Origin of the sequence: Pseudacidovorax intermedius, from assembly GCF_001476815.1 — a bacterium.
GTDB lineage: Bacteria > Pseudomonadota > Gammaproteobacteria > Burkholderiales > Burkholderiaceae_C > Xenophilus > Xenophilus intermedius_A.
In genome coordinates, this window is record NZ_LDSL01000098.1 from 1 (window position 1) to 23,037 (window position 23,037).

Annotated in this window: 21 protein-coding genes; 12 read left to right on the plus strand and 9 right to left on the minus strand. The window is 71.2% G+C overall.

Going from position 1 to position 23,037, the window contains the following annotated elements; all coding sequences use genetic code 11:
* Positions 1–260 precede the first annotated feature (260 nt).
* Positions 261–665, minus strand: coding sequence for a phage holin family protein (locus tag NS331_RS15475; protein WP_058642911.1), 405 nt, complete (start codon positions 663–665; stop codon positions 261–263).
* 149 nt (positions 666–814) lie between these two features.
* On the opposite strand from NS331_RS15475, the gene NS331_RS15480 reads away from it, so the two are divergent.
* The 4 genes from NS331_RS15480 (at position 815) to NS331_RS15495 (ending at position 3,647) form a co-directional block, all read left to right on the plus strand.
* Positions 815–1,123 carry a hypothetical protein gene (locus tag NS331_RS15480; RefSeq protein ID WP_058642912.1) on the plus strand — a complete coding sequence of 103 codons (309 nt, stop codon included), beginning with the start codon at positions 815–817 and terminating at the stop codon, positions 1,121–1,123.
* 96 nt (positions 1,124–1,219) lie between these two features.
* Positions 1,220–1,732 carry a hemerythrin domain-containing protein gene (locus NS331_RS15485; protein ID WP_058642870.1) on the plus strand — a complete coding sequence of 171 codons (513 nt, stop codon included), beginning with the start codon at positions 1,220–1,222 and terminating at the stop codon, positions 1,730–1,732.
* A 102-nt stretch (positions 1,733–1,834) separates the two neighbouring features.
* Positions 1,835–2,920, plus strand: coding sequence for a flavodoxin family protein (locus tag NS331_RS15490; RefSeq protein ID WP_058642871.1), 1,086 nt, complete (start codon positions 1,835–1,837; stop codon positions 2,918–2,920).
* A 196-nt stretch (positions 2,921–3,116) separates the two neighbouring features.
* Complete coding sequence (locus NS331_RS15495) at positions 3,117–3,647, plus strand: Spy/CpxP family protein refolding chaperone (protein ID WP_058642872.1); 531 nt, start codon at positions 3,117–3,119, stop codon at positions 3,645–3,647.
* A gap of 103 nt (positions 3,648–3,750) precedes the next feature.
* On the opposite strand, the gene NS331_RS15500 is transcribed toward NS331_RS15495, so the two are convergent.
* Positions 3,751–4,170, minus strand: a complete 420-nt coding sequence (locus NS331_RS15500) for a hypothetical protein (RefSeq protein WP_058642873.1) — start codon at positions 4,168–4,170, stop codon at positions 3,751–3,753.
* Between the two features lie 243 nt (positions 4,171–4,413).
* On the opposite strand from NS331_RS15500, the gene NS331_RS15505 reads away from it, so the two are divergent.
* The 5 genes from NS331_RS15505 to NS331_RS15525 all read left to right on the plus strand — a co-directional run bounded on the left by NS331_RS15505 (position 4,414) and on the right by NS331_RS15525 (position 10,604).
* Complete coding sequence (locus NS331_RS15505) at positions 4,414–5,226, plus strand: endonuclease/exonuclease/phosphatase family protein (RefSeq protein ID WP_058642874.1); 813 nt, start codon at positions 4,414–4,416, stop codon at positions 5,224–5,226.
* 23 nt (positions 5,227–5,249) lie between these two features.
* Complete coding sequence (gene clsB, locus NS331_RS15510) at positions 5,250–6,542, plus strand: cardiolipin synthase ClsB (protein ID WP_058642875.1); 1,293 nt, start codon at positions 5,250–5,252, stop codon at positions 6,540–6,542.
* 5 nt (positions 6,543–6,547) lie between these two features.
* Entirely contained in the window at positions 6,548–7,555 is a 1,008-nt protein-coding gene (locus NS331_RS15515) for a lysylphosphatidylglycerol synthase domain-containing protein (protein ID WP_058642876.1), read from the plus strand.
* A 50-nt stretch (positions 7,556–7,605) separates the two neighbouring features.
* Complete coding sequence (locus NS331_RS15520) at positions 7,606–8,889, plus strand: putative DNA modification/repair radical SAM protein (protein ID WP_058642877.1); 1,284 nt, start codon at positions 7,606–7,608, stop codon at positions 8,887–8,889.
* A gap of 146 nt (positions 8,890–9,035) precedes the next feature.
* Positions 9,036–10,604, plus strand: a complete 1,569-nt coding sequence (locus NS331_RS15525) for a UdgX family uracil-DNA binding protein (protein WP_058642878.1) — start codon at positions 9,036–9,038, stop codon at positions 10,602–10,604.
* On the opposite strand, the gene NS331_RS15530 is transcribed toward NS331_RS15525, so the two are convergent.
* Together NS331_RS15530 and NS331_RS15535 are read right to left on the minus strand one after the other, a co-directional pair.
* Positions 10,579–11,763, minus strand: coding sequence for a metallophosphoesterase (locus tag NS331_RS15530; protein WP_082702539.1), 1,185 nt, complete (start codon positions 11,761–11,763; stop codon positions 10,579–10,581). The two genes, NS331_RS15525 and NS331_RS15530, sit on opposite strands and share 26 nt — an antisense overlap.
* A 153-nt stretch (positions 11,764–11,916) precedes the next feature.
* Positions 11,917–12,426 (minus strand): hypothetical protein, encoded by a 510-nt coding sequence (locus NS331_RS15535; RefSeq protein WP_058642880.1) that lies wholly within the window; start codon positions 12,424–12,426, stop codon positions 11,917–11,919.
* 322 nt (positions 12,427–12,748) lie between these two features.
* Between NS331_RS15535 and NS331_RS27165 the strand changes: the two genes are divergently transcribed.
* Positions 12,749–13,075, plus strand: a complete 327-nt coding sequence (locus NS331_RS27165; protein ID WP_242873768.1) for a hypothetical protein — start codon at positions 12,749–12,751, stop codon at positions 13,073–13,075.
* Positions 13,076–13,289: 214 nt separating this feature from the next.
* On the opposite strand, the gene NS331_RS15545 is transcribed toward NS331_RS27165, so the two are convergent.
* The 3 genes from NS331_RS15545 to mltA form a co-directional block, all read right to left on the minus strand.
* Positions 13,290–15,311: a PhoX family protein gene (locus tag NS331_RS15545; protein ID WP_058642881.1), complete on the minus strand. Its 2,022-nt coding sequence runs from the start codon at positions 15,309–15,311 to the stop codon at positions 13,290–13,292.
* Between the two features lie 208 nt (positions 15,312–15,519).
* A complete protein-coding gene (locus tag NS331_RS15550; RefSeq protein WP_058642882.1) occupies positions 15,520–17,787 on the minus strand; it encodes a PhoX family protein in 2,268 nt (755 codons plus the stop codon).
* A 159-nt stretch (positions 17,788–17,946) separates the two neighbouring features.
* The gene (mltA, locus tag NS331_RS15555; protein WP_440589389.1) at positions 17,947–19,155 is read right to left on the minus strand and encodes a murein transglycosylase A; all 1,209 of its coding nucleotides are present in this window, start codon (positions 19,153–19,155) and stop codon (positions 17,947–17,949) included.
* 52 nt (positions 19,156–19,207) lie between these two features.
* Between mltA and NS331_RS27370 the strand changes: the two genes are divergently transcribed.
* A complete protein-coding gene (locus tag NS331_RS27370; RefSeq protein ID WP_275936469.1) occupies positions 19,208–19,336 on the plus strand; it encodes a hypothetical protein in 129 nt (42 codons plus the stop codon).
* A gap of 251 nt (positions 19,337–19,587) precedes the next feature.
* Complete coding sequence (locus tag NS331_RS15560) at positions 19,588–20,256, plus strand: YiaD family glycine zipper/OmpA-like lipoprotein (protein WP_058642883.1); 669 nt, start codon at positions 19,588–19,590, stop codon at positions 20,254–20,256.
* Between the two features lie 80 nt (positions 20,257–20,336).
* Here NS331_RS15560 and NS331_RS15565 read toward each other — a convergent pair whose 3' ends face one another.
* Complete coding sequence (locus NS331_RS15565) at positions 20,337–20,972, minus strand: response regulator transcription factor (RefSeq protein WP_058642884.1); 636 nt, start codon at positions 20,970–20,972, stop codon at positions 20,337–20,339.
* Complete coding sequence (locus tag NS331_RS15570) at positions 20,960–22,987, minus strand: ATP-binding protein (protein WP_082702540.1); 2,028 nt, start codon at positions 22,985–22,987, stop codon at positions 20,960–20,962. The genes NS331_RS15565 and NS331_RS15570 overlap by 13 nt, the downstream gene beginning before the upstream one ends.
* Between the last annotated feature and the right edge of the window lie 50 nt (positions 22,988–23,037).

Consider the following 23,037-nt stretch of genomic DNA (forward strand, 5'->3'; position numbering starts at 1 on the left):
GCCGGGTGCGCCCCTCGAGGGGGATTGGACTTCCACACGCAGTGAGGACCTCCAGACGAGGCGGTCTCTTATCAATGATCCATCGCGCTCACGCCCCGCCCGGATGGCAAGAAACCGGCGCAGCAAAAGGATCGCATGTCCGCGGAGCAGGCCATGCCAGTGCACCCGCGGAACCGGCTTTGCCGGGCCGCCGGGTGCGCCCCTCGAGGGGGATTGGACTTCCACACGCAGTGAGGAAGTCCAAACGGGGTGGTCCCTTGCTATAGCCAGTTGCCCGTGCCCTGCGGCATTTGAATGCGCGCGGCCGGGTCGCCGCCGTCCACCAGTGTGCCGATGAGCACGCTGAGGATCGAGATGAAGATGCTCGCGAACAGCGCGGTCCAGAAGCCCGAGACGCGGAAGCCCTTCACCAGCGCCGCCACCAGCAGGATCATCAGCGCGTTGATGACCAGCAGGAACAGGCCGAAGGTCAGCAGCGTGAGCGGCAGCGTCAGGAAGATCAGCAGCGGCTTGACGATGGCATTGGCCAGGCCCAGCAGCAGGGCCGACACCACCAGCGAGCCCGTGCCGTCGAACTGCAGCCCGCGGAAGATGTGGCTGGCCACCCAGAGCGAGAAGGCCGTGATGGCCCAGTGGACGAGGAAGGGCGTGAGGTTCGCGAGCATCGGCCGATGATAGGGGCGGCATGCCGCCGCCGCGTGGCGCCCGGCCGCGCCGCGCCGGCCGCGCACAGGCCGATCCAGTGCCGGCCTACACGGCCGGCGGGCATCCGCCGCAGCATGGGCAGATCCTCTGTCCATCCAAGGAGCACGTCATGCCACGTGGCGACAAGTCCAGCTACACCGACAAGCAGAAACGCCAGGCCGAGCACATCGAGCAGGGCTACGAGGACCGCGGCCTGCCTGAGAAGGAGGCCGAGCGCCGCGCCTGGGCCACCGTGAACAAGGAGACCGGCGGCGGCAAGAAGAGCGGCTCGGGCCGCGGCCATGCGGTCAACCATGCGCCTTCCCGCAAGGGCGGTCATGCAGGCGGCGCGGCCTCGCGCACGGCCGCCGAGCGTTCGGCCTCGGCCAGGAAGGCCGCGGCCACGCGCAAGCGCAACGCGGAGGCGGCGAAGCATTGAAGCGGCGGCGTGGTCAGTGGCTTGCGCCCGGTCAAGGCGCAATGGCACATGGCGGCCTACGCTGGCAGGACCGATCAACCTGCCGGAGAGCCGCCGATGGCCGCACTGCAATGGTCCGACGCGCTGGTGCTGGATGCACCGGCCATGGACCGCACCCATGAAGAATTCGTCGTGCTGCTCGCGGCCGTGGAAGAGGCGGAAGACGCCGACCTGCTGCCGCGCTGGCAGGCCCTGATCGCCCACACGGACGCGCACTTCGCCCGCGAGGACCACTGGATGCGCGCCAGCGGCTTCGCCACCGGCAACTGCCACAGCGTGCAGCACCAGGTGGTGCTGCACGCCATGCGCGAGGGCCTGGCCGCGGGACGCACCGGCGAGCTGGCCGTGGTGCGCGACATGGCCCGGCAATTGGGCCTGTGGTTCGTCCAGCACGCCCAATCCATGGACGCCGGCCTGGCGCTGCACCTGCGCAGCCTGGGCTTCGACATGGAAACGGGCGAGCCTCCGCCCGCGCTGATGCGGCCGGTCTGTACGCTGCAGGGCTGCGGCACCGCGGCCTGCAGCAGCGCCGATACGCTGCATCGCGCGCACGCGGCGGAAGCTGGCTGAGCCGCGGCCCGCCGACCGGGGGCGCCGCGGCGCGCCCACCTACCGCGCGAGGCGGCGCGGGCGCCGATGGCCACCCCCACCATGCGCCTACGCTGGTGCGCCATGACCGATCCCCACGCCCCCCGCACCGGCCAGGCGCCGGACAAGCTGCCGCGCGATGCCTTCAAGGTGCGCTTCATGCAGGTCTTCCAGGATCCGGCCTTCGCGCCCGAAGCCGAGGCCCTGGCCCGCATCGAGGCGGTGGCCTGGGACGCCTACCAGGACGGCCGCAAGGCCCCCGTCACCCGCCGCGCCGGCCCGGGCTATGCCGACCCGGACTACGAACTCTCGGTCGACTGGCTGGAGGCCCGCGCCCGCATCGACGCCGCCCAGGCCGCCTGGGGCAGGCCCGAGACGCGCTCGCGCGTGCTGCTCATCAACGGCTCGCCGCGCAACGACGGCACCTGCCCCGGCGAGATGGCCAAGAGTTGGCGCCTGCTGCAGCTGGCGCGCGAGGTGCTCGAAGGCCAGGGCATCGAATGCGACGTGCTGGACCTGAGCCTCGTCACGTCCGACTACGACCGCCACATCCATCCCTGCAAGGGCTGCGCTTCCACCGCCATGCCGCTGTGCCACTGGCCGTGCAGCTGCTATCCCAACCATTCGCTGCGGCAGACCGGCGACTGGATGAACGAGATCTACGAGCGCTGGGTGGCCGCGCACGGCGTCATGATCTTCACGCCCACCCACTGGTACCAGGCGCCCACGCCGCTCAAGGCCATGATCGACCGGCTGGTGTGCGCCGACGGCGGCAACCCCGACCCCACCACCACCCACGGCAAGAAGGCCGTCGAGGCCAAGGCGCTGGAGCTGGACGGCGAAGGCTGGCACTACCCCAAACACCTCGACGGCCGCGTCTACGGCGTGGTGGTGCACGGCGACGTGGCCGGCATCGAGAGCCTGCGCCGCAACCTGTGCGACTGGCTGGACTGGATCGGCCTGCAGGACGCCGGCACGCAGGCCAAGCTCGACCGCTACATCGGCTACTACGAGCCTTATGCCACCAGCCACGAGACGCTGGACGAGGACGAAGCCATGCAGGAAGAAGCCCGCAATGCCGCCCGCGCCGTCGCCATGGCGGTGGGCATGCTGCGCGCCGGCCGGCTCACGCCGCCCGACGCCCGCCTGCGCCGCCCGCGGCCGAAGTAAGGCGTGGAAGTAAGGCGAGCCGAGGCGCGGACCGCCTGCGCGCCTCCTCGATGTCTGCGCAATCGCATGGCACCCTTCACGCTTCTTTACCTCCCCACATGCGGGGTTGACGAAGGCCGCACCGGCGCTTGACCTGCGGGGCGCACAGTCGCTTCCACGCTGCCGCACCGGTGGCGGTCTTCGGAAAGGAAGCACCATGAACTCCCGTCGTCACTCCCTCCTCGCGGCCGGCCTGCTGGCCTGTGCCGCCTTCACCGCCCAAGCCCAGCCGGCCCCCGGCACGGCACCCGCCGGCGGTCCGCCACCCGCCGGCATGCAGGCCGAACGCACCGGCAAGCCCATGGACATGCAGCAACGCATGCAGCGCATGAAGGAGCGCCATGCCAAGCGCATGGCCGATCTCCAGGCCAAGCTGCAGCTCACCCCGGCGCAGCAGCCAGCCTGGGATGCCTACGCCGCCAGCTTCGCGCCCCCGGCCATGCCGCCCGGTCCGCGTGAGGACCTGGCCAAGCTGAGCACGCCCGAGCGGCTGGACCGCATGCAGGCCCGCCAGGCCGAGCGCCAGGCGCGCTTCGCCAGGATGGCGGATGCCACGCGCAGCTTCTATGCGCAGTTGACGCCCACGCAGCGCCAGACCTTCGATGCCGCCACCGTGCCGCACCGCCACGGCCGCGACGGCCACCCCGGCGGCCATGGCCCGCGTGGCGGCGACGCCCCGCGCGGCTGATCGAAGCCGGGCGCGCGGCCTCCGGCCACGCGCCCGCCCATGAAAAAAGCCCCGGCCAGATGGCCGGGGCTTTTTCATCGTGGATTCGCCGCGAGGGCGCCGATCACTTCGGCGTGCCGCCGGGCTGGGCGCCCTGCGGGTTGGTCGGCACGGCGGTCTTTTCGCCGGGGCCCATCGGGCGGGCGCGCATTTCGGCCTTGGTGTCGGCACGGACTTCGGCGCGGCTGTTCTGGTTGACCGACGGGGTCTTGTTGGGCTGGCCGTTCATCATGGTGCTGGCCTGGCCGCTCGGCGTGGTCGTGTTGTTCTGCATGCGGGCGTTGGCCTTGGCTTCGGCGCGCACGTTGTCGCGCTGGGCGGGCATCGTGCCCTCCGGACGCTGCGTGGGGTTGGGCACGCCGGTGGTGGTCATCGTGCTGGCCTGGCCCTGGGTGGCGGGCACCGTGGCCTGGGCCATGGCGCCGGCGCTGGCGGCCAGCAGGCCGGCGGCGAACAGGGTGGACAGCGTGGTGTTGCGGGTCATGGTGGTTCTCCTTCGATGTGGATCAGTGAGAGGGGTTTCGGGATGACGTCGCCATCCCGACGACGTGCTGTGCACCGTACCGGCCCGCCCCGAGCCCGCAGTGTGGGCGGCCACTGCGCCGCCCTGTAGGAGCCCGGTCCGCAAAGGCCGCTGCCGAAGCGAAAGTCGCTGGCGAAAAAATGGGCGCGGGGAACCGGACGCACTCCTACAGTCCATTTCACGGCCCTGGCCTACAACACTGGCGTGTCTTCCCTGCCCCACATCCCCACCGATCCGACGCCCCCGCAACCGGCCACGGCCGCCGCCGGCTCGCGCCGGCTCAAGGTGATGACCGTCAACACCCACAAGGGCTTCACCGCCCTGAACCGCCGCTTCATCCTGCCGGAGCTGCGCGAGGCGGTTCGCACTGTGGGTGCCGACGTCGTGTTCCTGCAGGAAGTGCTGGGCACGCACGAGCGGCATGCGCGCCGGGTGGACAACTGGCCCGAGGCGCCGCACTACGAATTCCTGGCCGACACCATGTGGCCGCAGTTCGCCTATGGACGCAACGCGGTCTATCCGCGCGGCCACCACGGCAATGCGCTGCTGTGCAAGTTCCCGATCGTCCACCACCGCAACCACGACGTGTCGGTCGCGGGGCCGGAAAAGCGCGGCCTGCTGCACTGCGTAATCCGGCCGCCGGGCCTGGCCTTCGACATCCATGCCATCTGTGCCCACCTGGGCCTGGCCGAGTCGCACCGGCAGCAGCAGCTGGAGTTGCTGTGCCACATCGTGCGCGACGAGGTGCCGGCCGATGCGCCGCTGATCGTCGCGGGCGACTTCAACGACTGGCGCAGCCGCGCCGACCGGGTGCTGGAAGACGGCGCGGGCCTCAAGGAGGTGTTCCGCACCGCCACCGGCAAGCCCGCGCGCACCTTCCCGGCCCGTTTCCCGCTGCTGCCGCTGGACCGCATCTACGTGCGCAATGCGAGTGTGTCGTCGCCCGTGGTGCTGCCGCGCACGCCCTGGTCCCACCTGTCGGACCATGCACCGCTGGTGGCCGAGATCCATCTTTGACAACACTGCCTGAGCGAACGGCCATGACTGCACCTGCCTGGCATCCCGACAACGACGTCGAACTCCTGGAGAACGGCGAAGCCTTCTTCCCGCGCGTCTTCGAGGCCATCCGCCGCGCCGAACGCGAGGTGGTGATCGAGACCTTCATCCTGTTCGAGGACAAGGTGGGCCTGGCGCTGCACGAGGCGCTGTGCGAGGCCGGGCGCCGGGGCGTCCACATCGACCTGATGATCGACGGCTTCGGCTCGCCCGACCTGTCCGAGCGCTTTCTCGGCGAGCTGGCGGCGGCCGGCGTGAAGGTGCGCGTCTTCGACCCCGGCGAGCGCGTCTTCGGCAAGCGGCTCAACGTGTTCCGCCGCATGCACCGCAAGATCGTGGTGGTGGACGGCTGGCGCGCCTTCATCGGCGGCATCAACTATTCGGCCGACCATCTCGCCGACTTCGGGCCCGAGGCCAAGCAGGACTATGCGGTCGAGTTGCGCGGTCCCATCGTCGGCGAGCTGCACCGCTTCGTGCTGCGTGAGATCGCGCTCGGCGCGCGCAAGCCGCGCTGGTACCGCCGCCGCATGGCGCGCGTGAAGGCGCTGCAGTCCAAGCCCGCGCTGCAGACCGCGCCGCCTACCGCCACGCGGCTGCGCGGTCCGATGGCGGCGCAAGGCATCCAGGCCCTGCTGGTCACGCGCGACAACCGCCACCACACGACCGACATCGAGCGGCACTACCTCGCCGCCATCCGCAGTGCGCGCAAGCGGGTGGTGATCGCCAATGCCTACTTTTTCCCCGGCTACCGCTTCATCAAGGCGCTGCGGCAGGCGGCGCGGCGGGGGGTGGACGTGCGCCTCATCCTGCAGGGCGAGCCCGACATGCCCATCGTCAAGAAGGCGGCGAGCATGCTCTACCACCACCTGCTGCATGCCGGCGTGCGCATCTACGAATACTGCGAACGGCCGCTGCACGGCAAGGTGGCGCTGGTGGACGACGACTGGAGCACCGTGGGCTCCAGCAACCTCGATCCGCTGTCGCTGTCGCTCAACCTCGAGGCCAACGTGGTGCTGCGCGGCGCGGGCTTCAACCAGGTGCTCACCGAGCGGCTGGAGCACCTCATGCGCCACAGCTGCAAGCAGATCGCCCCCGAGGACCTGGCGGAGGAATGGAGCGGCTGGCGCCTGGTGCGCAGCTTCTTCGTCTTCCACTTCCTGCGCTGGTATCCCTCGCTGACCAGCTGGCTGCCGCGGCATGTGCCGCAGCTCAAGCCGGCGGTGCCGCCGGCCGACGCGCCGCCGCTCGGCACCACGCGCGCCGCCGACGCCGTCTGAGCCCCATGGCCCCCGCAGCCTCGGCCCGCGCCGCGCCGTCTCCGGCCAAGGCCGCACCTGCAACCGGACTCGCCGCCAGGGCCTGGTGGCCGTGGGCGAAGCGCGTCGCGCTGTGGGTGTTCCTGTGCGGCGTGGCCTGGCTCATCGTGCGGCAGGCCCGCACCATCGAATGGGACGAGGTGCTCGATGCGCTGCGCGCGCTGCCCGTGGCGCTGGTCGCCGGCGCGGCGCTGATGGCGGCCTGCAGTTTCGCGCTCTACACCACCTTCGACCTGCTGGGCCGGCACCTCACGGGCCACCGCTTGCGTGCGCCCACGGTGATGGGCGTGGCCTTCATCAGCTACGCCTTCAACCTCAATTTCGGCTCGCTGGTGGGCGGCGTGGCCTTCCGCTACCGGCTCTATTCGCGGCTGGGGCTGCGCGCCTCGGACATCACGCGGGTGCTGGGCTTTTCCATGCTCACCAACTGGATCGGCTACCTGGTGGTCGCCGGCCTGGCCTTTGCGCTGTCGCCGCTCGCCCTGCCGCCGGAATGGCGCATCGACAGCGGCGGGCTGCGCATCCTGGGCCGCGTGCTGGTGGCGGTCGGCATCGCTTACCTGGCGCTGTGTGCCTTCGCCGGCGGCCGCTCGCTGTCGGTGCGCGGCCATGTGCTGGAGGTGCCCTCGCTGCGCATGGGCCTGGTGCAGATGGGCCTGTCGATGGCCAACTGGTCGCTCATGGGCGCCATCTTCTGGCTGCTGCTGCAGGGCCGCGTCGACTATCCGCAGGTGCTGGCCGTGCTGCTGGTGGCGGCCGTGGCTGGCGTCATCACGCACGTGCCGGCCGGGCTGGGCGTGCTGGAGGCGGTGTTCGTCGCCCTGCTGTCGCACCAGGTGGCACAGGGCCCGCTGCTGGGCGCCCTGCTGGCCTACCGGGCGGTGTACTACCTGCTGCCGCTGGTGGTGGCGGTGCTGCTCTACGGCGTGACCGAGTACCGCGCCCGTCACGCGCGCCATCGCGCCAAGACCTGACCGCGGGCGGGGCCATGGCAGCCCGCACCGGATGACTGTATATTCATCCAGTGGACCTCAATCGCAAGCTCGCCATCCTGGCCGACGCCGCCAAGTACGACGCCTCGTGCGCCTCGTCGGGCACCGACAAGCGCGACTCGCGCGGCGGCCGCGGCATGGGCTCCACCGAGGGCATGGGCATCTGCCACAGCTATGCGCCCGACGGCCGCTGCATCTCGCTGCTGAAGATCCTGCTGACCAACTTCTGCCAGTACGACTGCCTCTACTGCATCAACCGCGAGAGCAGCAACGTGCCGCGCGCCCGCTTCTCGGTGGACGAGGTGGTGCACCTCACGCTCGACTTCTACGCCCGCAACTGCATCGAGGGCCTGTTCCTGTCCAGCGGCATCATCCGCAGTCCCGACTACACCATGGAGCAGCTGGTGGAGGTGGCGCGGCTGCTGCGCGAGGACCACGACTTCCGCGGCTACATCCACCTCAAGACCATTCCCGACGCCGACCCGGTCCTGCTGGCCCGGGCCGGCCGCTATGCCGACCGGCTGAGCATCAACGTCGAGCTGCCCACGTCGGCCGGCCTGCAGGCGCTGGCGCCCGAGAAGGACGCGGGGGCCATCCGCCGATCCATGGCGCGCATGGCCGTGCACATCGGCGAGGCCAAGGGCCAGGCGGGCGACGACGCGGCCGCGGCGGCCAGGGCGGTGTCGCTGCCGGTCACCGGGCCGCGCCGCGGCAAGGCGCCGCGCTTCGCACCCGCCGGCCAGAGCACGCAGATGATCGTCGGCGCCGACGCGGCCACCGACGCCGCCATCCTCGACACCAGCGCCAACCTCTACGGGGCCTACCGGCTGCGCCGCGTCTACTACTCGGCCTTCAGCCCCATCCCCGACGCCGCGAGCCGGCTGCCGCCCGCCGCGCCACCCCTGATGCGCGAGCACCGGCTCTACCAGGCCGACTGGCTGATGCGCTTCTACGGTTTCGAGCACCACGAGATCGTGCCCGCCACGCAGCAGGGCATGCTGGCGCTGGACGTGGACCCCAAGCTGGCCTGGGCCCTCGCCCACCGCGAGCGCTTTCCGGTCGACCTCAACACCGCGCCTCAGGAACTGCTGCTGCGCGTGCCAGGCCTCGGCGTGCGCGCCGTGCAGCAGCTGATGGCCGCGCGCCGGCAGCGGCGGCTGCGGGCCGAGGACCTCAAGCGGCTGCGGGTGCCGACGGCGCGGGTGATGCCCTTCGTGCAGCTCGACGGCCATCGGCCGGCCCGCGCGCTGGAGGCGCCCGACCTGCGCGCACGCCTCACGCAGCGCGCCGAGCCGGCCCAGGCCAGCCTGTTCTGAGCACCGCGTGGCCCGTGACGCTCGAGCGCGCAGGGCCTGGATCACGTCCTGCAGTCTTGCACTGACCCAGGGGGCTGATTCCGGCGCGGCGGCGGCGGGTCGCCTGCCTACAAATGACTGACAGGCGACTGCCTACCTTACAGGGCATGAGTCCCCGTGTCATCACCCTGGAGAGCGAGATCGATTGGCCTGGCTTCCGGAGGGAGGCACGCGCCCTGCTCGCCGCGCTGGTGCCACCCGATGAAGTGCAGTGGCAGACGCCCGGGCAACCGGCACCAGAGCTGTGGGCCGACCAGGAGGTGGCTCGCCCGTCCGCACCCCCTGCGATGCCGACGCGGCCGCTGGGCAGCGCAGGGCCGGCGCGCCTCGTGGTGCCGCCCGCCTTTCTGACGCTGTGCGAGAAGGTGGTGCTGCACCAGGACCCGCAGCGCTTTGCGCTGCTCTACCGGCTGCTGTGGCGTCTGGTCCACGAGCGTGGCCTGCGCCAGGACCCGCTCGATCCCGACCGCCTGCGCGCCCGCCAGATGCTTCAGTCGGTGCGGCGCGACATGCACAAGATGAAGGCCTTCGTGCGCTTCCGCCCCGTCGGCCAGCCCGAAGGCGAAGCGCCCCTGTCGGTGGCCTGGTTCGAGCCGGAGCACCACATCGTCGAAGCCGTCGCGCCCTTCTTCGTGCGCCGCTTCACGCAGATGCACTGGGCCATCCTCACACCCGAATGCTCGGTGCGCTGGATGCCCGCGCCGCCCGGCGCACCGCCGCTGGCGGGCGATGACGCCCTGCCCGGCGAACTGGAGTTCGGCCCCGGCGCGTCGCGCGAGCAGGCCCCCGGGCCGGACGAGGGCGAAGTGCTCTGGCTCACCTACTACGCCCACATCTTTAATCCCGCCCGCCTGAAGCTGTCGATGATGGCGCGCGAGATGCCGCGCAAGTACTGGTCGAACCTGCCGGAAGCAAAGCTGATCGCGCCCCTGGCCGCCCAGGCCGCGGAACGAACCGGCCGCATGGTGCAGGCCGAGCCGGCCCCCACCCGGCGCCGCCTGCCGGCGCGGCCGCCGCTACCGCCCGCGGTCTCGCCGGGCCAGGACCCGGCGCACACCCTCGAAGAACTGGCCCGCGCCACCGACCGCTGCCGCGACTGTCCCATCGGCGAACATGCAACGCAGTCCGTGTTCGGCGAAGGGCCGCTGCATCCTGCGCTCATGCTGGTGGGCGAGCAGCCGGGCGATCAGGAGGATTTGGCGGGCCATCCCTTCGTCGGTCCTGCAGGACAGCTCCTGGACCGGGCGCTGGAAGCACTGGGCTGGTCGCGCGACGCGCTCTACCTCACCAATGCCGTGAAGCATTTCAAGTTCGAGCTTCGCGGCACACGGCGAATCCACAAAAGCCCCGGCCAGCGCGAGGTGCTGGCCTGCCAGCAATGGCTGGAGCGCGAGATCGCGGTCGTGCGTCCCCGCGCCTTCGTCGCGCTGGGCGCCACGGCGGCGCGCGCGCTCGTCGGACGCGCCGTGCCCGTGATGACCGAGCGCGGGCAGTGGCTCGCGGGGCCGGAGGGCGTGCCGGTGCTGGTGACCTTGCATCCTTCCGCGCTGCTGCGTGGCGATCCGGCGGAGCGGGAGTCGCAGTGGCAGGCCTGGCTGACCGATCTGGCGCTGGCCAGCCGCTACCTCAGCGGCGAGGACGCCGAAGAACTCAGTCGTCCGCGCGCCGCAGCGTGATGAGGGTGATTTCGGAAGGCGCGCCCAGGCGCTTCGGCGGACCCCAGTAGCCCGTTCCCCGGCTCACATACACCCACATGTCCTGCAACCGGTGCAGGCCGGCCGTGAAAGGCTGCTGCAGCGGCACGAACAGGTTCCAGGGAAAGAACTGCCCGCCGTGCGTGTGGCCGGACAGCTGCAGTTGAAAGCCCGCTTCGGCCGCCGCCGGCGCACTGCGCGGCTGGTGGGCCAGCAGGATGCGCGTGGACACCAGGGGCGGCGCATCGTGCAGGGCCTGGCGCGGGTCGCTGGCGTGGGCCGTGTCGAAATGGCCGGCGGTGTAGTCGGTCACGCCGGCCACCAGCAGCATGCTTTCCAGCACCTCCTCGTCGGTCTGCGCGCCGTGCACGCTGCGCGTCTGCAGCACCACGTGCTCGTTGAGCAGCACCTTGAGGCCCAGGCGCTTCAACTCGGCAATCCAGGCATGGGCGCCGGCGTAGTACTCGTGGTTGCCCGTGACGACGAAGGTGCCGTGCCGCGCCCGCAGGCGCGCCAGCGGCGCGACATGCTCGCGCAGCTCGGGCACGCTGCCGTCCACCAGGTCGCCGGTGATGGCGATCATGTCCGCGCCCAGGCGGTTGACCTGGTCCACGATGCGGCCGATGTAGCCGGCGCGGATCGTGGGGCCCACGTGCAGGTCGCTCAGCTGCGCGATGGTGAAGCCCGCCAGCCGCGCAGGCAGGCCGGCGATGGGCACCTCCACCCGCCGGACCGGCGGCGTGCGCCGCGCGAAGAAGAAGCCCACCAGCGAGTCGGCCGTGGCCAGCGCCACCACGGCCAGCGCACTGGTCTGCTCCCATTGGGCGCGCACCATGCCGAAGCCGGCCAGCCGGCTCGCGGCCCAGGCCGAGAGCAGCGCGACGTCGCGCAGCACCGCCAGGACGAACAGCGACGAGAACCAGCCCATGGCCAAAAGGCCCACCCAGCGCACCGGCTTGCGCCAGCGCTCCGGCAGGGGAAAGCGCTGTACGAAGGGCAGCGGCATGGCGGCGGCCGACACCACCAGCAGCAGGGCGAACAGCGGCCACAGGGCGGTGGCAGCGGCCAGGGCCGGCAGCAGCCGCACGGCCAGGAAGACGTGCAGCAGCGTGACGAGGAAGACGAGGGGAGCGAGGCGCATGACGAAGATCAACATTTTGCTGCGCCGCAACAAAACGTGCATGTGGGGAAACCCGCTTTCGGCGTGTTCAAGCGTAAGAAGAAGCGGGAAGACGTGAAAAAAGGCCGCCGGCCGGTCAGGGCCGCGGCCTGCGCGCAGACCGGCGCCTGAGGATCAGCGTGCGCTCTGGCTTTGCGCCAGGGCCTGCGGCGGGTGGGTGGCCGCCGCGATGTCGAAGTTGGAGGGCCACAGGAAGAGCATGCGCCCCGGCGCACCCAGCGCCACGTTCAGCGTCTGCGTGAGCGTCAGCGTGCCCAGCGTCGCCTGCACGTCGTAGGTGCCGGGGCCGAGGCGCGCCAGCATGTAGGGGCCGTGGGCCGTGGCGTCCAGCACCTGCTCGCCGTTGTACTTGTTGACCACGCGCACGGCCACCGGCTCGTCGAACTGGCCGCGCGGGCCGCGGGAGACGGCGAATTCCAGCGTGGCACCCCAGCGCGGCGACACCATTTCCATGAAGGCCTGCTCGTCGCGGCCGACGCCGCCGCACATGTATTCGGTGCCCTCGGGCGCCATGCGGATGTCGGGCAGCGCGGCCGGCGCGGCGGCCGCCTGGCCGCAAAGCAGGGCGCAGGCCGCGGCGGCGACGCCGGCGCGGAAGAGGGAAGGGAAGGGCCGGAAGGACATGGGCTTCAACTTCAATGGCGAGGAACGGCCCCGGAACACGCGACCCGCACTGCGGGCCGCAAAGGCGTCCGGGCCATTGTGTGCAGCAAGAATCGGGCGCGGTCTCGGGACTGCTCCGCTTGACAGGCCGGCGCCGCTGGCATGAGCGCCGCTGCCGGGGCAAGGCATGCCGCCGTGCGCCCTCCGACAAGCCCGCCCCGCACCGCCGGTGACGTGCGCACGCGCCAGGCTGGGGCATCCGGAGCGGTTGCGGGCCTACATGGGGGCATCCGCCGGATGTCTAGAACCGCAGGGAATCCTCACTTCCTTCCATGACGACGCCATGACCCAACCCGGCTTTCCCCAGTCGCCCGACATGCCGCAGTCCGGCGCGCCCAGCGCCGACGTCGCTGCCGCGCCGGCTTCCAACGACGGCGCTCATTCCTGGGTCGCCGCGGCCAAGGCCTTCGACGCCCGCCGGCCGGACCTGCCGGGCGAGCACCTCGCAGTGCTGGGCCTGGGCGTGCTGCTGCTGCTGTCCTCGGGCCGCAGCCGCTCGCTGATCGGGCGGCTGGTCAAGGCCGCCGCCGGCGGCGCGCTGGTGGCGCGCGCGGCCAGCGGGACCGGCGGCGTGGCGAAGCTGGCGCGGGTGATCGCAAAGGTCACGTGAGCCCACCCCGTTTGGACTTCCTCACTGCGTGTGGAAGTCCAATCCCCCTCAAGGGGCGCACCCGGCGGCCCGGCAAAGCCGGTTCCGCGGGTGCACTGACGTGGCCTGCTCCGCGGCCCTCGGATCAGGAGGATGGCGCCGCCGATGGGGCGCCAGCGAGATGCGTCACTGAGATCGACGTCGAGCGCCTCCTCAAGCGCCCGCCGCCTGCGGCTCAGCCCTTGGCCAGCCGGTACTGCACCGGATCGGCCGTCAGGTAGCCCACCGCGCAGGCGAAGCGGTCCTTGTAGTTGGCGCGCACCAGCGGATCCAGCGTGGGCTGCACGATGCTGTGGATGCTCTCCCAGTCCCCCGCGTGCTGGAAGTTGCTCATGATGTAGGTCCAGCCGTTGATCTCGTCCACGGCATGCAGGCCGGTGGACTCGGCACCGGCCGGCGTGGATAGGATGCGCGACAGCTTCTTCGTGTCGACGTTGTACGCCCACAGGAAGTTGTTGACGTGGTTGCCGCTGTCCTCGCCGATGAAGAGCGTACGCATCTTCTCGGAGAACTTCAGGTTGTCGGCGCTGGAGATCTTGTCCGGGTTGGTGGTGTTGCCCAGCGCGTCGGGCGTGGCCAGGTCCTCGCCGGTCAGCATCACGCGCGAGCTCACGGCCACCCAGTCGCTGTTGATGGCGTTGCCGTCGGAATCCTTGGCGCCGCCGGCCAGCTTGTGCTCCAGGATCACGCCGCAGCTGAGCTTCTTGGGGAAGGTCACGTTGGCGCTGGCCAGCCAGCCGGTGCCGCCGTTGACCATCGAGGTCTGCACGTTGGTCACGCCGGAATAGGCCAGCTTGTCCTTCACGTTGACGGTGGTGCCTTCCATCTTGGTGAAGGCCATGCTGCCGCCCTTGAGCGCGGCGTAGCGGTGCGTCTCCAGGAAGGCCGCGGCCTTCTCCTTGCCGGCCTTGACCTTGATCCAGTTGGCCTTGCCGCTGTAGAAGATCTTCGTGTAGCTGGCGTCGCCCGGGTCGGTGGTCTGCACGTCCATGATGTCCGTCGGCACAAGCGCATCGGCCAGCGCCTCGATGGCCGAGCTGGTGGCCGAGCCGAGCTTGATCCACGTCAGCCTGGCGGTGCTGGTGTCGGTCAGCCGCTCGTCGTAGCGCGCCACGTAGAGCGTGCCGGAGGACAGGTCGCGCGCCTTGTCGGCCACGAACATGAACAGGCCGCCGTTGGTGGCGTCGTCGCCCATCAGGGCGGTGCGCTCGTCGGGCATCACCTGGATCAGCTCGTGCGAGATGCGGCCCAGGTTGTAGTGCTTTTTGCAGCTGCCGGTGCCGTCGGCGTTGACGCTGATCTCGGGCAGGTGGCCATAGTGGTAGGGGTTGGCCTTGGCCGGGTCGCCGTACAGGTTCTGGCTGTAGGCCTTGAACATGGTGTTGCTGGCGATGGCGAAGGCGTCCGGCTCGTACTCCTCGCTCGACAGGTGCGTGCCCCAGGGCGACAGGCTGGCGCCGCAGGTGATCCACAGGCCGTGCGAGGCCGAGGTGTCGACGTTGTGGTACTTGACCAGCGTGAGCTTGCCGGTGGCCGGGTCCTGGTCGAGCGTGAGCACCGCCATCGGCGAGGGCAGCGTGCCGTAGGCGCTGGCGCCGGCCTGGTTGCGGGTGGTGTATTCGAACTGCACCACGGCGAACACCGGGTTGCCCTTGACGCCGGCCACCTTGGCGCCCGGCACCGTCAGCAGCGAGCTGCCGTCGGCGCAGTCGGAGAAGAACTGGCGTTCCTTGCCCGCCACCGAGGTGTCGAGGATGGGCTTGTTGTTGATGTCGAAATAGCCGCCGGCCAGGATGGTGCCGCCCTTGCCGTCCGGCACCAGGTCGCCGGTGGTGAAGTAGGGCTTGTAGGCCAGGGCATAGCTGGTGCTGCTGCCGTCGCTGTACGACACCTTCATCACCGAGCTGGTGGTCATGGTCGCCATCTCGGCCGGCTTGGCCAGCGTGGGCGCGGGCATGTTGCTGAATTCGGTCGACACGTACTGGGCGGCCGGGCTGGCCACCGGGGCCGGTGCGGCGCCCGGTGCGGGCGCGGGCGCCGGGGAGGGCGCCAGGCCGGCGAAGCTCGCGTTGCTGCTGCCGCCGCCGCAGGCGGTCAGCAGCGCGGCGCCGCCCAGCGGCAGCAGGGGCGCGGCGCCGAACAGCCGGAGGGCCTGGCGGCGCGAGGGGACGGATGGGGTGTTGTCGTGGGTATTCATCGTCGGGGCTCGGTGGAACGGAAAAGGACCCGGCCGGCGGCCCGCCAGGAAGGCAGGCCGCCGGCCGCGAAGCCGAGACGATGGCGTGGCCCCGTGACAGGGGCGTGAAACGGTCAGGCGACTGGCAGGCGGCCGGACTAGGCTGGGCGGTGACCCGGTGGTCCGTCCCCGTCGCCTGTGCTGGCCCTGGATGCCCCCGGCAGGGGCCTCAGGTGCCGATGAAGCCGCCGTCGTTGCGCGTGATGGCGATGGTGGCCGAGCGCGGGCGGCTGCTGCCGCCGTCGGGCCAGTGGCTCGTGAACTTGCTCGGGTCGCCGATGTTGGCGACCGAGGTGTCCTCGCCGGGGTGCTGGATGTTCACGAAGATCGCGCGGCCGTCGCCCGATTCGGCGATGCCGGTGATCTCGCATTCCACCGGGCCCACCAGAAAGCGGCGCAGCGCGGCCGTGCCGGGTGCCTTGCCCACGATGGTGCCCTGCTGGCGCGTGCTGCCGTCGGCGGCGATGTTGGTGATCGTCTTCGCGCCGCCGTCGCCCACCTTGCCGGGCAGGGCGGCCAGCATCATGCAGTTGGTCACGTCCGTGTAGGCGCCGTCGTCCGTCTGCAGCCACAGCAGGCCGGGGCGGGCCTGGCTGAACCACAGGCCGTCGGGGCTGGAGAAGTCGTTGTCCGCGCCCAGCTGCGACAGGTTGATGTCGGCCGAGGCGGTCGAGCGCGCGCCGAAGAGGTACACGTCCCACTTGAAGGTGGTCGAGGTGACGTCGCCATTGGCTTCGGAGAAGCGCAGCACGTGGCCGTTGGGGTTGCCGCGCTGGGCGGTCTGCGCCGAGCCCTTCGGGTCGTTGTAGAAGCGCGGGTTGGCGGCGTCGGTGGCGGTGATGGGACGTGCCGTGGCATTGGTGTTGGTCAGCGTCACGTACACCTCGCCCGTCACCGGGTTGACGGCCGTCCACTCCGGCCGGTCCATCCTGGTGGCGCCGGCGGCGTCGGCGGCCAGGCGGGCGTTGATCACCACGTCGGCCGCGTCGGCGAAGGCGTAGGTGCTGTTGGCGGCGGTGATGTTGTTGACGCCCAGCTTCAGCTCCAGCCAGGTGCCGGTGCCGTCGGCGGCGAACTTCGCCACGTACAGGCGGCCGTCGTCCATGTACTTGTCACCGGCGGCCAGGCCGCCGCCCACGTCGGCCGGGTCCCAGGCGCGGGTGGAGACGAACTTGTAGATGTACTCGTTGCGCGAGTCGTCGCCCATGTACCAGACCAGCGGCTTGCCGGCCACCACCGGGCCGAGGCAGGCGCCCTCGTGGCCGAAGCGGCCCAGCGCGGTGCGCTTGCGCGGCGTCGACAGGGGGTTGAAAGGGTCGATCTCCACCACCCAGCCGTAGGTGTTGGGGCCGTTGCGGAAGTCGTCCGTGGCGCTGGCGCCCAGCACTTCGGCATTCCAGCGGCCGTACAGGTTGTCGCTGGTGTCCGGCGTGACGGTGGCCCACAGCTCGCGGCCGTTGCCGGCCACGCCGTAGCGGCTGAGTGCGGTCAGCTCCTTGGCCGTGCGCTTCGCGTTGTCGGTGGCGGTGACGCGGCGGAAGTAGCCGGCCCAGTTCTCTTCGCAGGTGAGGTAGGTGCCCCAGGGCGTGGTGCCGTTGGCGCAGTTGTTGACGGTGCCGCGGGTCCTGCTGCCGTCGGTGGAATACCGGGTCTTGACGTAGTCGGTCCTGGCGGCCGGGCCCGACAGGCGCATCTCGGTCAGCGTGTGCACGCGGCGGTTGAAGCTGGAGCTGCGCTTGTAGCCCCAGGTGCTGCCGGTCTTGCCGACTTCGATCACGCTCACGCCGTGCAGGTAGAACTCGCGCAGCACTTCGCCGGGCACGGTGCGGACCTGGGCGGTGCCGCTGCCGGTGGTGGTCTGGCCGGCGGGGTGCAGGAAGGCGGGCGTGATCGCCTCGTGGTTCATCACCAGCAGGCCGCGGTCGGTGGCGCTCGGCGCCCAGGTGCCGCCGGCGCCCATGCCGAAGTAGGTCATGCCGTCATGGTGGTCGCCGGCGCGGCGGTCGTAGGTGGTGGGGTCGTCGCTGCCGTCGTTGGCATAGGCGGGCACGTCGCTGCTGATCGGGTCGCCCAGGCGGTACATCACCGTGGCGGTGTAGCCGGCGGGCAGCACCAGCCTGTCTTCCAGGCTCTTGGCGACCGGGTTGAAGCTGAGCGTCAGCGGGGCAGGTGCCGGGGCTGCGCCGGGGGCGGGCGCCGGCGCTGGCGCGGGCAAGGGCGCCGGGCTGGCGCCGACGGCGGGCAGGAAGGTGCTGTTGCTGCCGCCGCCGCAGGCGGTGATCAGTGCCGCACCGCCGCTGGCGACGCCGAAGCCCAGCAGGCGGCGGCGGTTCATGCGTGCGGCCACCACCTCGTCGAAGCTGGGGTTGGCGCTGGGGTTGTGGCCGACCTCGTCGGGATCGATCGAGGGCATGCCCAGAGGCTGCGAGGTGCTCATGGCGGATTCCGTGGGGCTGTTGTGAGAAACAGCGGGCACGGTATCGGCCGCAGATGACAGTTCTGCGAAAGTCAGGTTCCCATCAGCATGAATCTGCTAGGCAGTTGCCGGGTGACCGTCGCGGGCGGCAGGCGCGGCGCCGCGCCCGCCATGCCGGGCTCAGAAGGCGCCCGACGGATCCACCCCGCGCGGCCACAGGGCCCACAGCCGCAGCGGCTGCTTCATGCGCGCGGCGAAGCGGCCGGCCTCGGCACCGGTGCCGGCGAAGAAGTCGGCCCGCACCGCGCCCAGGATGGCGCTGCCCGTGTCCTGCGCCACCACCAGCCGCGACAGTTGCGCCACCGGCCCGCTGGTGGCCAGCCACACCGGCGTGCCATAGGGAATGGAGTCGCGGTCCACCGCGATGGAGCGGCCCGCGGTCAGCGGCACGCCCTGGGCGCCGCGCGGCCCGAAGGCGGCGTCCAGCTCGGTCAGCGGCTCCTCGCGGAAGAAGACGTAGCGCGGGTTGCTCCACAGCATCTGCTGCACCCGCTGCGGGTTCTGGCGCGCCCAGTCCTTCACGTCCTCCGGCCAGCGGCCGATGGGCGACACGCCCTGGCTGGCCAGCCACTGCTGCACGCTGCGGTAGGGCTGCTCGTTGGTGCCGGCGAAGGCCAGGCGCACGGTGCGGCGGCTGCCGTCGGCCTCGGTGATCTGCAGCCGGCCCGAGCCCTGGATGTGCAGCATCAGCGCATCGACCGGGTCGGCCAGCCAGGCGATCTCGCGCCCGCGCAGCGCGGCCTGGGCCTCGGGCAGAGTGTCGATCTGCTGGCGCGTGAACCAGGGCCGGCGCGGCACCCAGCCGGCGGGCGTCTGGTACAGCGGCACGGCGAAGGCCGAGGTGGGCGTGCGGCTGGCCTCGAACACCGGCTCGTAGTAGCTGGTGAGCAGGCCCTGCGGCTGGCCGTCCAGGGCTTCCACGCGGTAGGGCTGCAGCCGCTCCAGCAGGAAGGCGCGCTGCTCCTCCGGCGTGCCGATGGACAGGCGCCGCAGCTCCTGGCACAGCGGCGCCATGACGGCGTTCGGCCGCTGGCAGTTGGCCATCAGCACGATCCAGGCTTCGTGCATCGCATCGTCCTGCACGCCCGGCAGCTCGCTCCAGTCGGCAGGCACCCAGCGGCTTTTGGGATGGGTGAGGGGGCCGGTCAGCGGGCCCAGCGGAGGCTGCGGCGGCGGCGCCGTGGGCACGCTCACGCGCGGCGCGGTGGCAGGCGTGGGCGGCGACGAGGCGCAGCCCGCCAGCACCGCTACGATGGCCGTGGCCGCAAGGGCGGCCAGGCCGCGCCAGCGGCCGGCGCTCGGCCGCGCCGGCACCATGGCCGCGGCCATGCGGGGGCCGCCAGCGGCGGAGAACTGCGAAATTTGTGGAGCATCGGGACGCATGTACTTGATTTTGCTGGAGGCGCTGGCGGCCTTGGTGGTGCTGGTGCTGATTGTGTGGTGGACCATGTTCCATGGCCGCCGCAAGGGCGAACTCCCGAAGGACGAGGACCGGGACGACGCACGCTGATCCTGTCGGACGGCCGGCCACCGGCCTGTGGGACGTGCCGGTGAAGTCGGGGCCGCCAAGGTCTTCGGCGGTTCAAATTCGATAGCAACGAAGCGACGCTGAACAAACCTGGGAAGCGTGTTATTTGCCCCAATCCGCGCCGTTTTCAAAAGGCGCATTCGTCACCGGACCTTCCCATAATGGCCCCAACCCGCTGCGGCGGCCGGACGTCCCGGCCGGGTGCGGGTGCCATATTCCAAGGAGAAAGAACCATGCAGAAGATCTCGGGCAAGCTCGTCCTCAGCGCCGCCACCCTGGCCGTGGCCCTGACCGGTTGCGCCAACATGAGCGACACCCAGCGCACCACCGGCATGGGCGCCGGCATCGGCGCGCTGGGCGGCGCGGCCATCGGCGCCGCCACCGGTAACAGCCGCACCGCCGCCACCGGCGCGGCCATCGGTGCCGGCGTGGGCGCCCTGGGCGGCTACCTGTGGTCGCAGCGCATGGAGCAGCAGAAGCGCCAGATGGAGCAGGCCACGCAGGGCACGGGCATCGCCGTGTCCCAGACCGCCAACAACGAGCTGAAGCTGGCCGTGCCCGCCGACGCCGGCTTCGACACCGGCCGCGCCAACATCCGCCCGACGCTGGCCCAGGTGCTGGACCAGTTCGCCACCGGCCTGCGCAACAACCCGAACGCCGACGTGCGCATCATCGGCTACACCGACAACACCGGCACCGACGCCATCAACGACCCGCTGTCGGTGCAGCGTGCCGCCGCCACGCGCGACTACCTGACCTCGCGCGGCGTGCCCGCCCGCGCCATCCAGATCGACGGCCGCGGCTCGCGCGATCCGGTCGCCAGCAACGCCACCGAAGCCGGCCGCGCGCAGAACCGCCGCGTCGAGATCTACGTGGGCGAGCGCGCACCGTCGCGCGGCTGATCGCCCCATGACGGCGGCCGGGCCCGGCCGCCGACGCCACCCTTCCACGCCGCCTGCCGGGTCGAACCTGCCAGGCGGCGTCAGCTTTCCGCGCCGCGCAGCAGGTTGGCCAGCTCCACGGCCGACTTCACTTCCATCTTGTCGAACACGCGCGCGCGGTGCACCTCCACCGTGCGCACGCTGATCGACAGTTCGTCGGCGATCAGCTTGTTGGGCAAGCCGCGCACCACGCGGCGCAGCACCTCGCGCTCGCGCTCGGTCAGTTCGGCCAGCCGCTGCTGGATGCGCTGGCGTTCGCGCCGCACATCGATGGCGGTCTGCGACAGCTGCAGCGCCTGCTCGATGCGGTCGACCAGGGCGTTGTCCGAAAAAGGCTTCTCGCAGAAGTCGAAGGCGCCGCGCTTGACGGCCTCGACGGCCGTGGGCACGTCCGCATGGCCGGTGAGGAAGATCACCGGCATCTCCCCCAGCTGCCCGGCATCGGCCAGGCGCTCGAACAGCGCCAGGCCGCTGGTACCGGGCATGCGCACGTCCAGCAGCAGGCAGCGCGGCTGGTTGAGGAAGGCGGTGCTTTCCTCCAGCCGGGCGGTGAAGGCATCGGCACTGGCGAAATGCTCGCTGGCCAGGCGGCGCGAACGCAGCAGCCAGGCCAGGGCTTCTCGCACGCTGGCGTCGTCGTCGACGATGAAGATGAGGGCGTCGATCAGGGGTTGCATGGCGAGGACGGAGAGGAAATCGTAGGGGCTGCCGGTGCGGCCGGCGCCGCGGCGCCCGCGGCCGGCAGCGTGAAGCGGAAGACGGTGCCGCGCGGCTGGTTGGGCGCATGTTCCAGCGCGCCGCCGTGCTGCTCGACCACGGTGCGGCACAGGCTCAGGCCGAGGCCCATGCCGTCGCGGCGGGTGGTGAAGAAGGGGGTGAACAGCCGTTCCTGCACCTCGGCGTCGATGCCGGTGCCTTCGTCGGCCACGCTGAAGGCGACCCAGCGCCGGCTTTCGCCGCCGGCCACCACCGGCGCGGCGCTGAGCGTGAGCACGCGGCGGCGCAGCTCGGGCCGGTCCATGGCCTGCATGCCGTTGCGCGCCAGGTTCAGCAGCACCTGTTCCACCAGGGAGCGGTCGCACACCACGGCGGGCAGGCCGGCCGGCACGTGCAGCTCGATGCGCACGTCCAGCTTGCGGGCCTGCAGCTGCACCAGCGGCATCACGGCCTCGAACAGCTGGCGCGGCGTGACGGGTTCGCGCGCCCGCTCGCGCCGGCGCACGAAGTCGTGCACGCTGCGGATCACGCGGCCGGCGCGCTCGGCCTGCTCGGCGATGCGGCGCATGGCCAGGGCGAGCTGGCGCCGGTCCTCGGCTTCCTGGCCGGGCAGCGGCGGCGTCTCCAGCAGGTTGAGCGAGCCGGTGGCGTAGCTGGCGATGGCCGCCAGCGGCTGGTTGAGTTCGTGGCTCAGCAGCGAGGCCATCTCGCCCACCGTGGCCAGGCGGGCCGTGGCCTGCAGCCGCTCCTGGCTGGCGCGCGACAGTTCCTCGATGCGGCGCTGCTCGCTCAGGTCGACGATGGCGCTCATCCAGCCGGTCTGCACGCGGCGGTCGTCGATCAGCGGCGTCTCGAAGATCAGCACCGGCACGCGGGTGCCATCCTTGCGGCGGAACACCGACTCGTGGCCCTCGCGCGCGGTGATGCCGCTGGCCTGGCGCACGTGCTGCCGGTTGCGGTATTCGGCAGCCAGCTCGGGCGGCCAGTAGGGCATCTCGTCAGCATGGCCCAGCAGCTCCTCGGCCGTGAAGCCGACCATGTCGCAGAAGGCGGCGTTGACGTAGGTGACGCGGCCGTCCAGGTCGCGCGCGCGCAGGCCGGTGAGCACCGAGTCTTCCATCGCCTTGCGGAAGGCGAGCGTGTTCGACAGGTCGTGCTCCACCCGCAGCCGACGTCGGGTGTCGCGCGCCAGCAGCACCAGCACCGACACCAGCGCGATGGACATGGCCGTGACCAGGCCGGTCAGCAGGTTGGGAAAGAGGTCGGGCGCGCTGCGCCACCCGTCCACGCGCAGCATGAGCGTCAGGCCCGGCAGCTCCAGCGCCTGCTGCGCGGTGAAGATGCGATTGCCGGCGCGCCGGGCGGTGCCGATGCTGGCCAGGCGCGTGCCGTCCAGCTCCAGCAGCGAGACTTCCTGGCCGCGGGTCATGCGCGCGTCCAGCAGTTCGGTGAGCATGCTGCGCAGCGAATAGAGGGCGATCAGGTAGCCGCCGTGGCGCGAGGGCAGGCAGACCTCCAGCACCTCCACGCCGCCGCCGCCGGGCATGGGCAGGTAGTGCGAGGGCGCGTAGGCGCCGCCGCGCTGGCGCTCGGCGGCCGTGCAGGCCTGCACCAGCTCGGGCAGGCTGGAGGGGCGCTGCTGCAGGTCCAGCGGATGGGGGCGGTAGGGCGTGTCTTCCGCCGCGAGCAGCGCCAGCGAGGCATCGCGCCGCTCGATGCGCAGCCATTCGCGGTGGTTGCGCAGCAGTTGCGCCGCCTCGGCGGGAAAGCGCTGCGCATCGGCATCGGTGGCCTGCAGGCTCTGCAGGTTGCGGGCCAGGGCGGCGCGCAGCTCGACGGTGGCGTCGGCGGTGTCGCGCTCCAGCCGCTGCTGCACCTGCTCGATCTCGTGGCGGCCGGCCAGCCAGACGACGGTGATGAGCAGGCCGGTGACCAGCACCGCCAGCATCACCCACAGGAACCAGCGCCGCCACATGGAGCGCAGCCGGCGCCAGCCCACGCGCGGCAGCACCGGCGCGTCGGGCA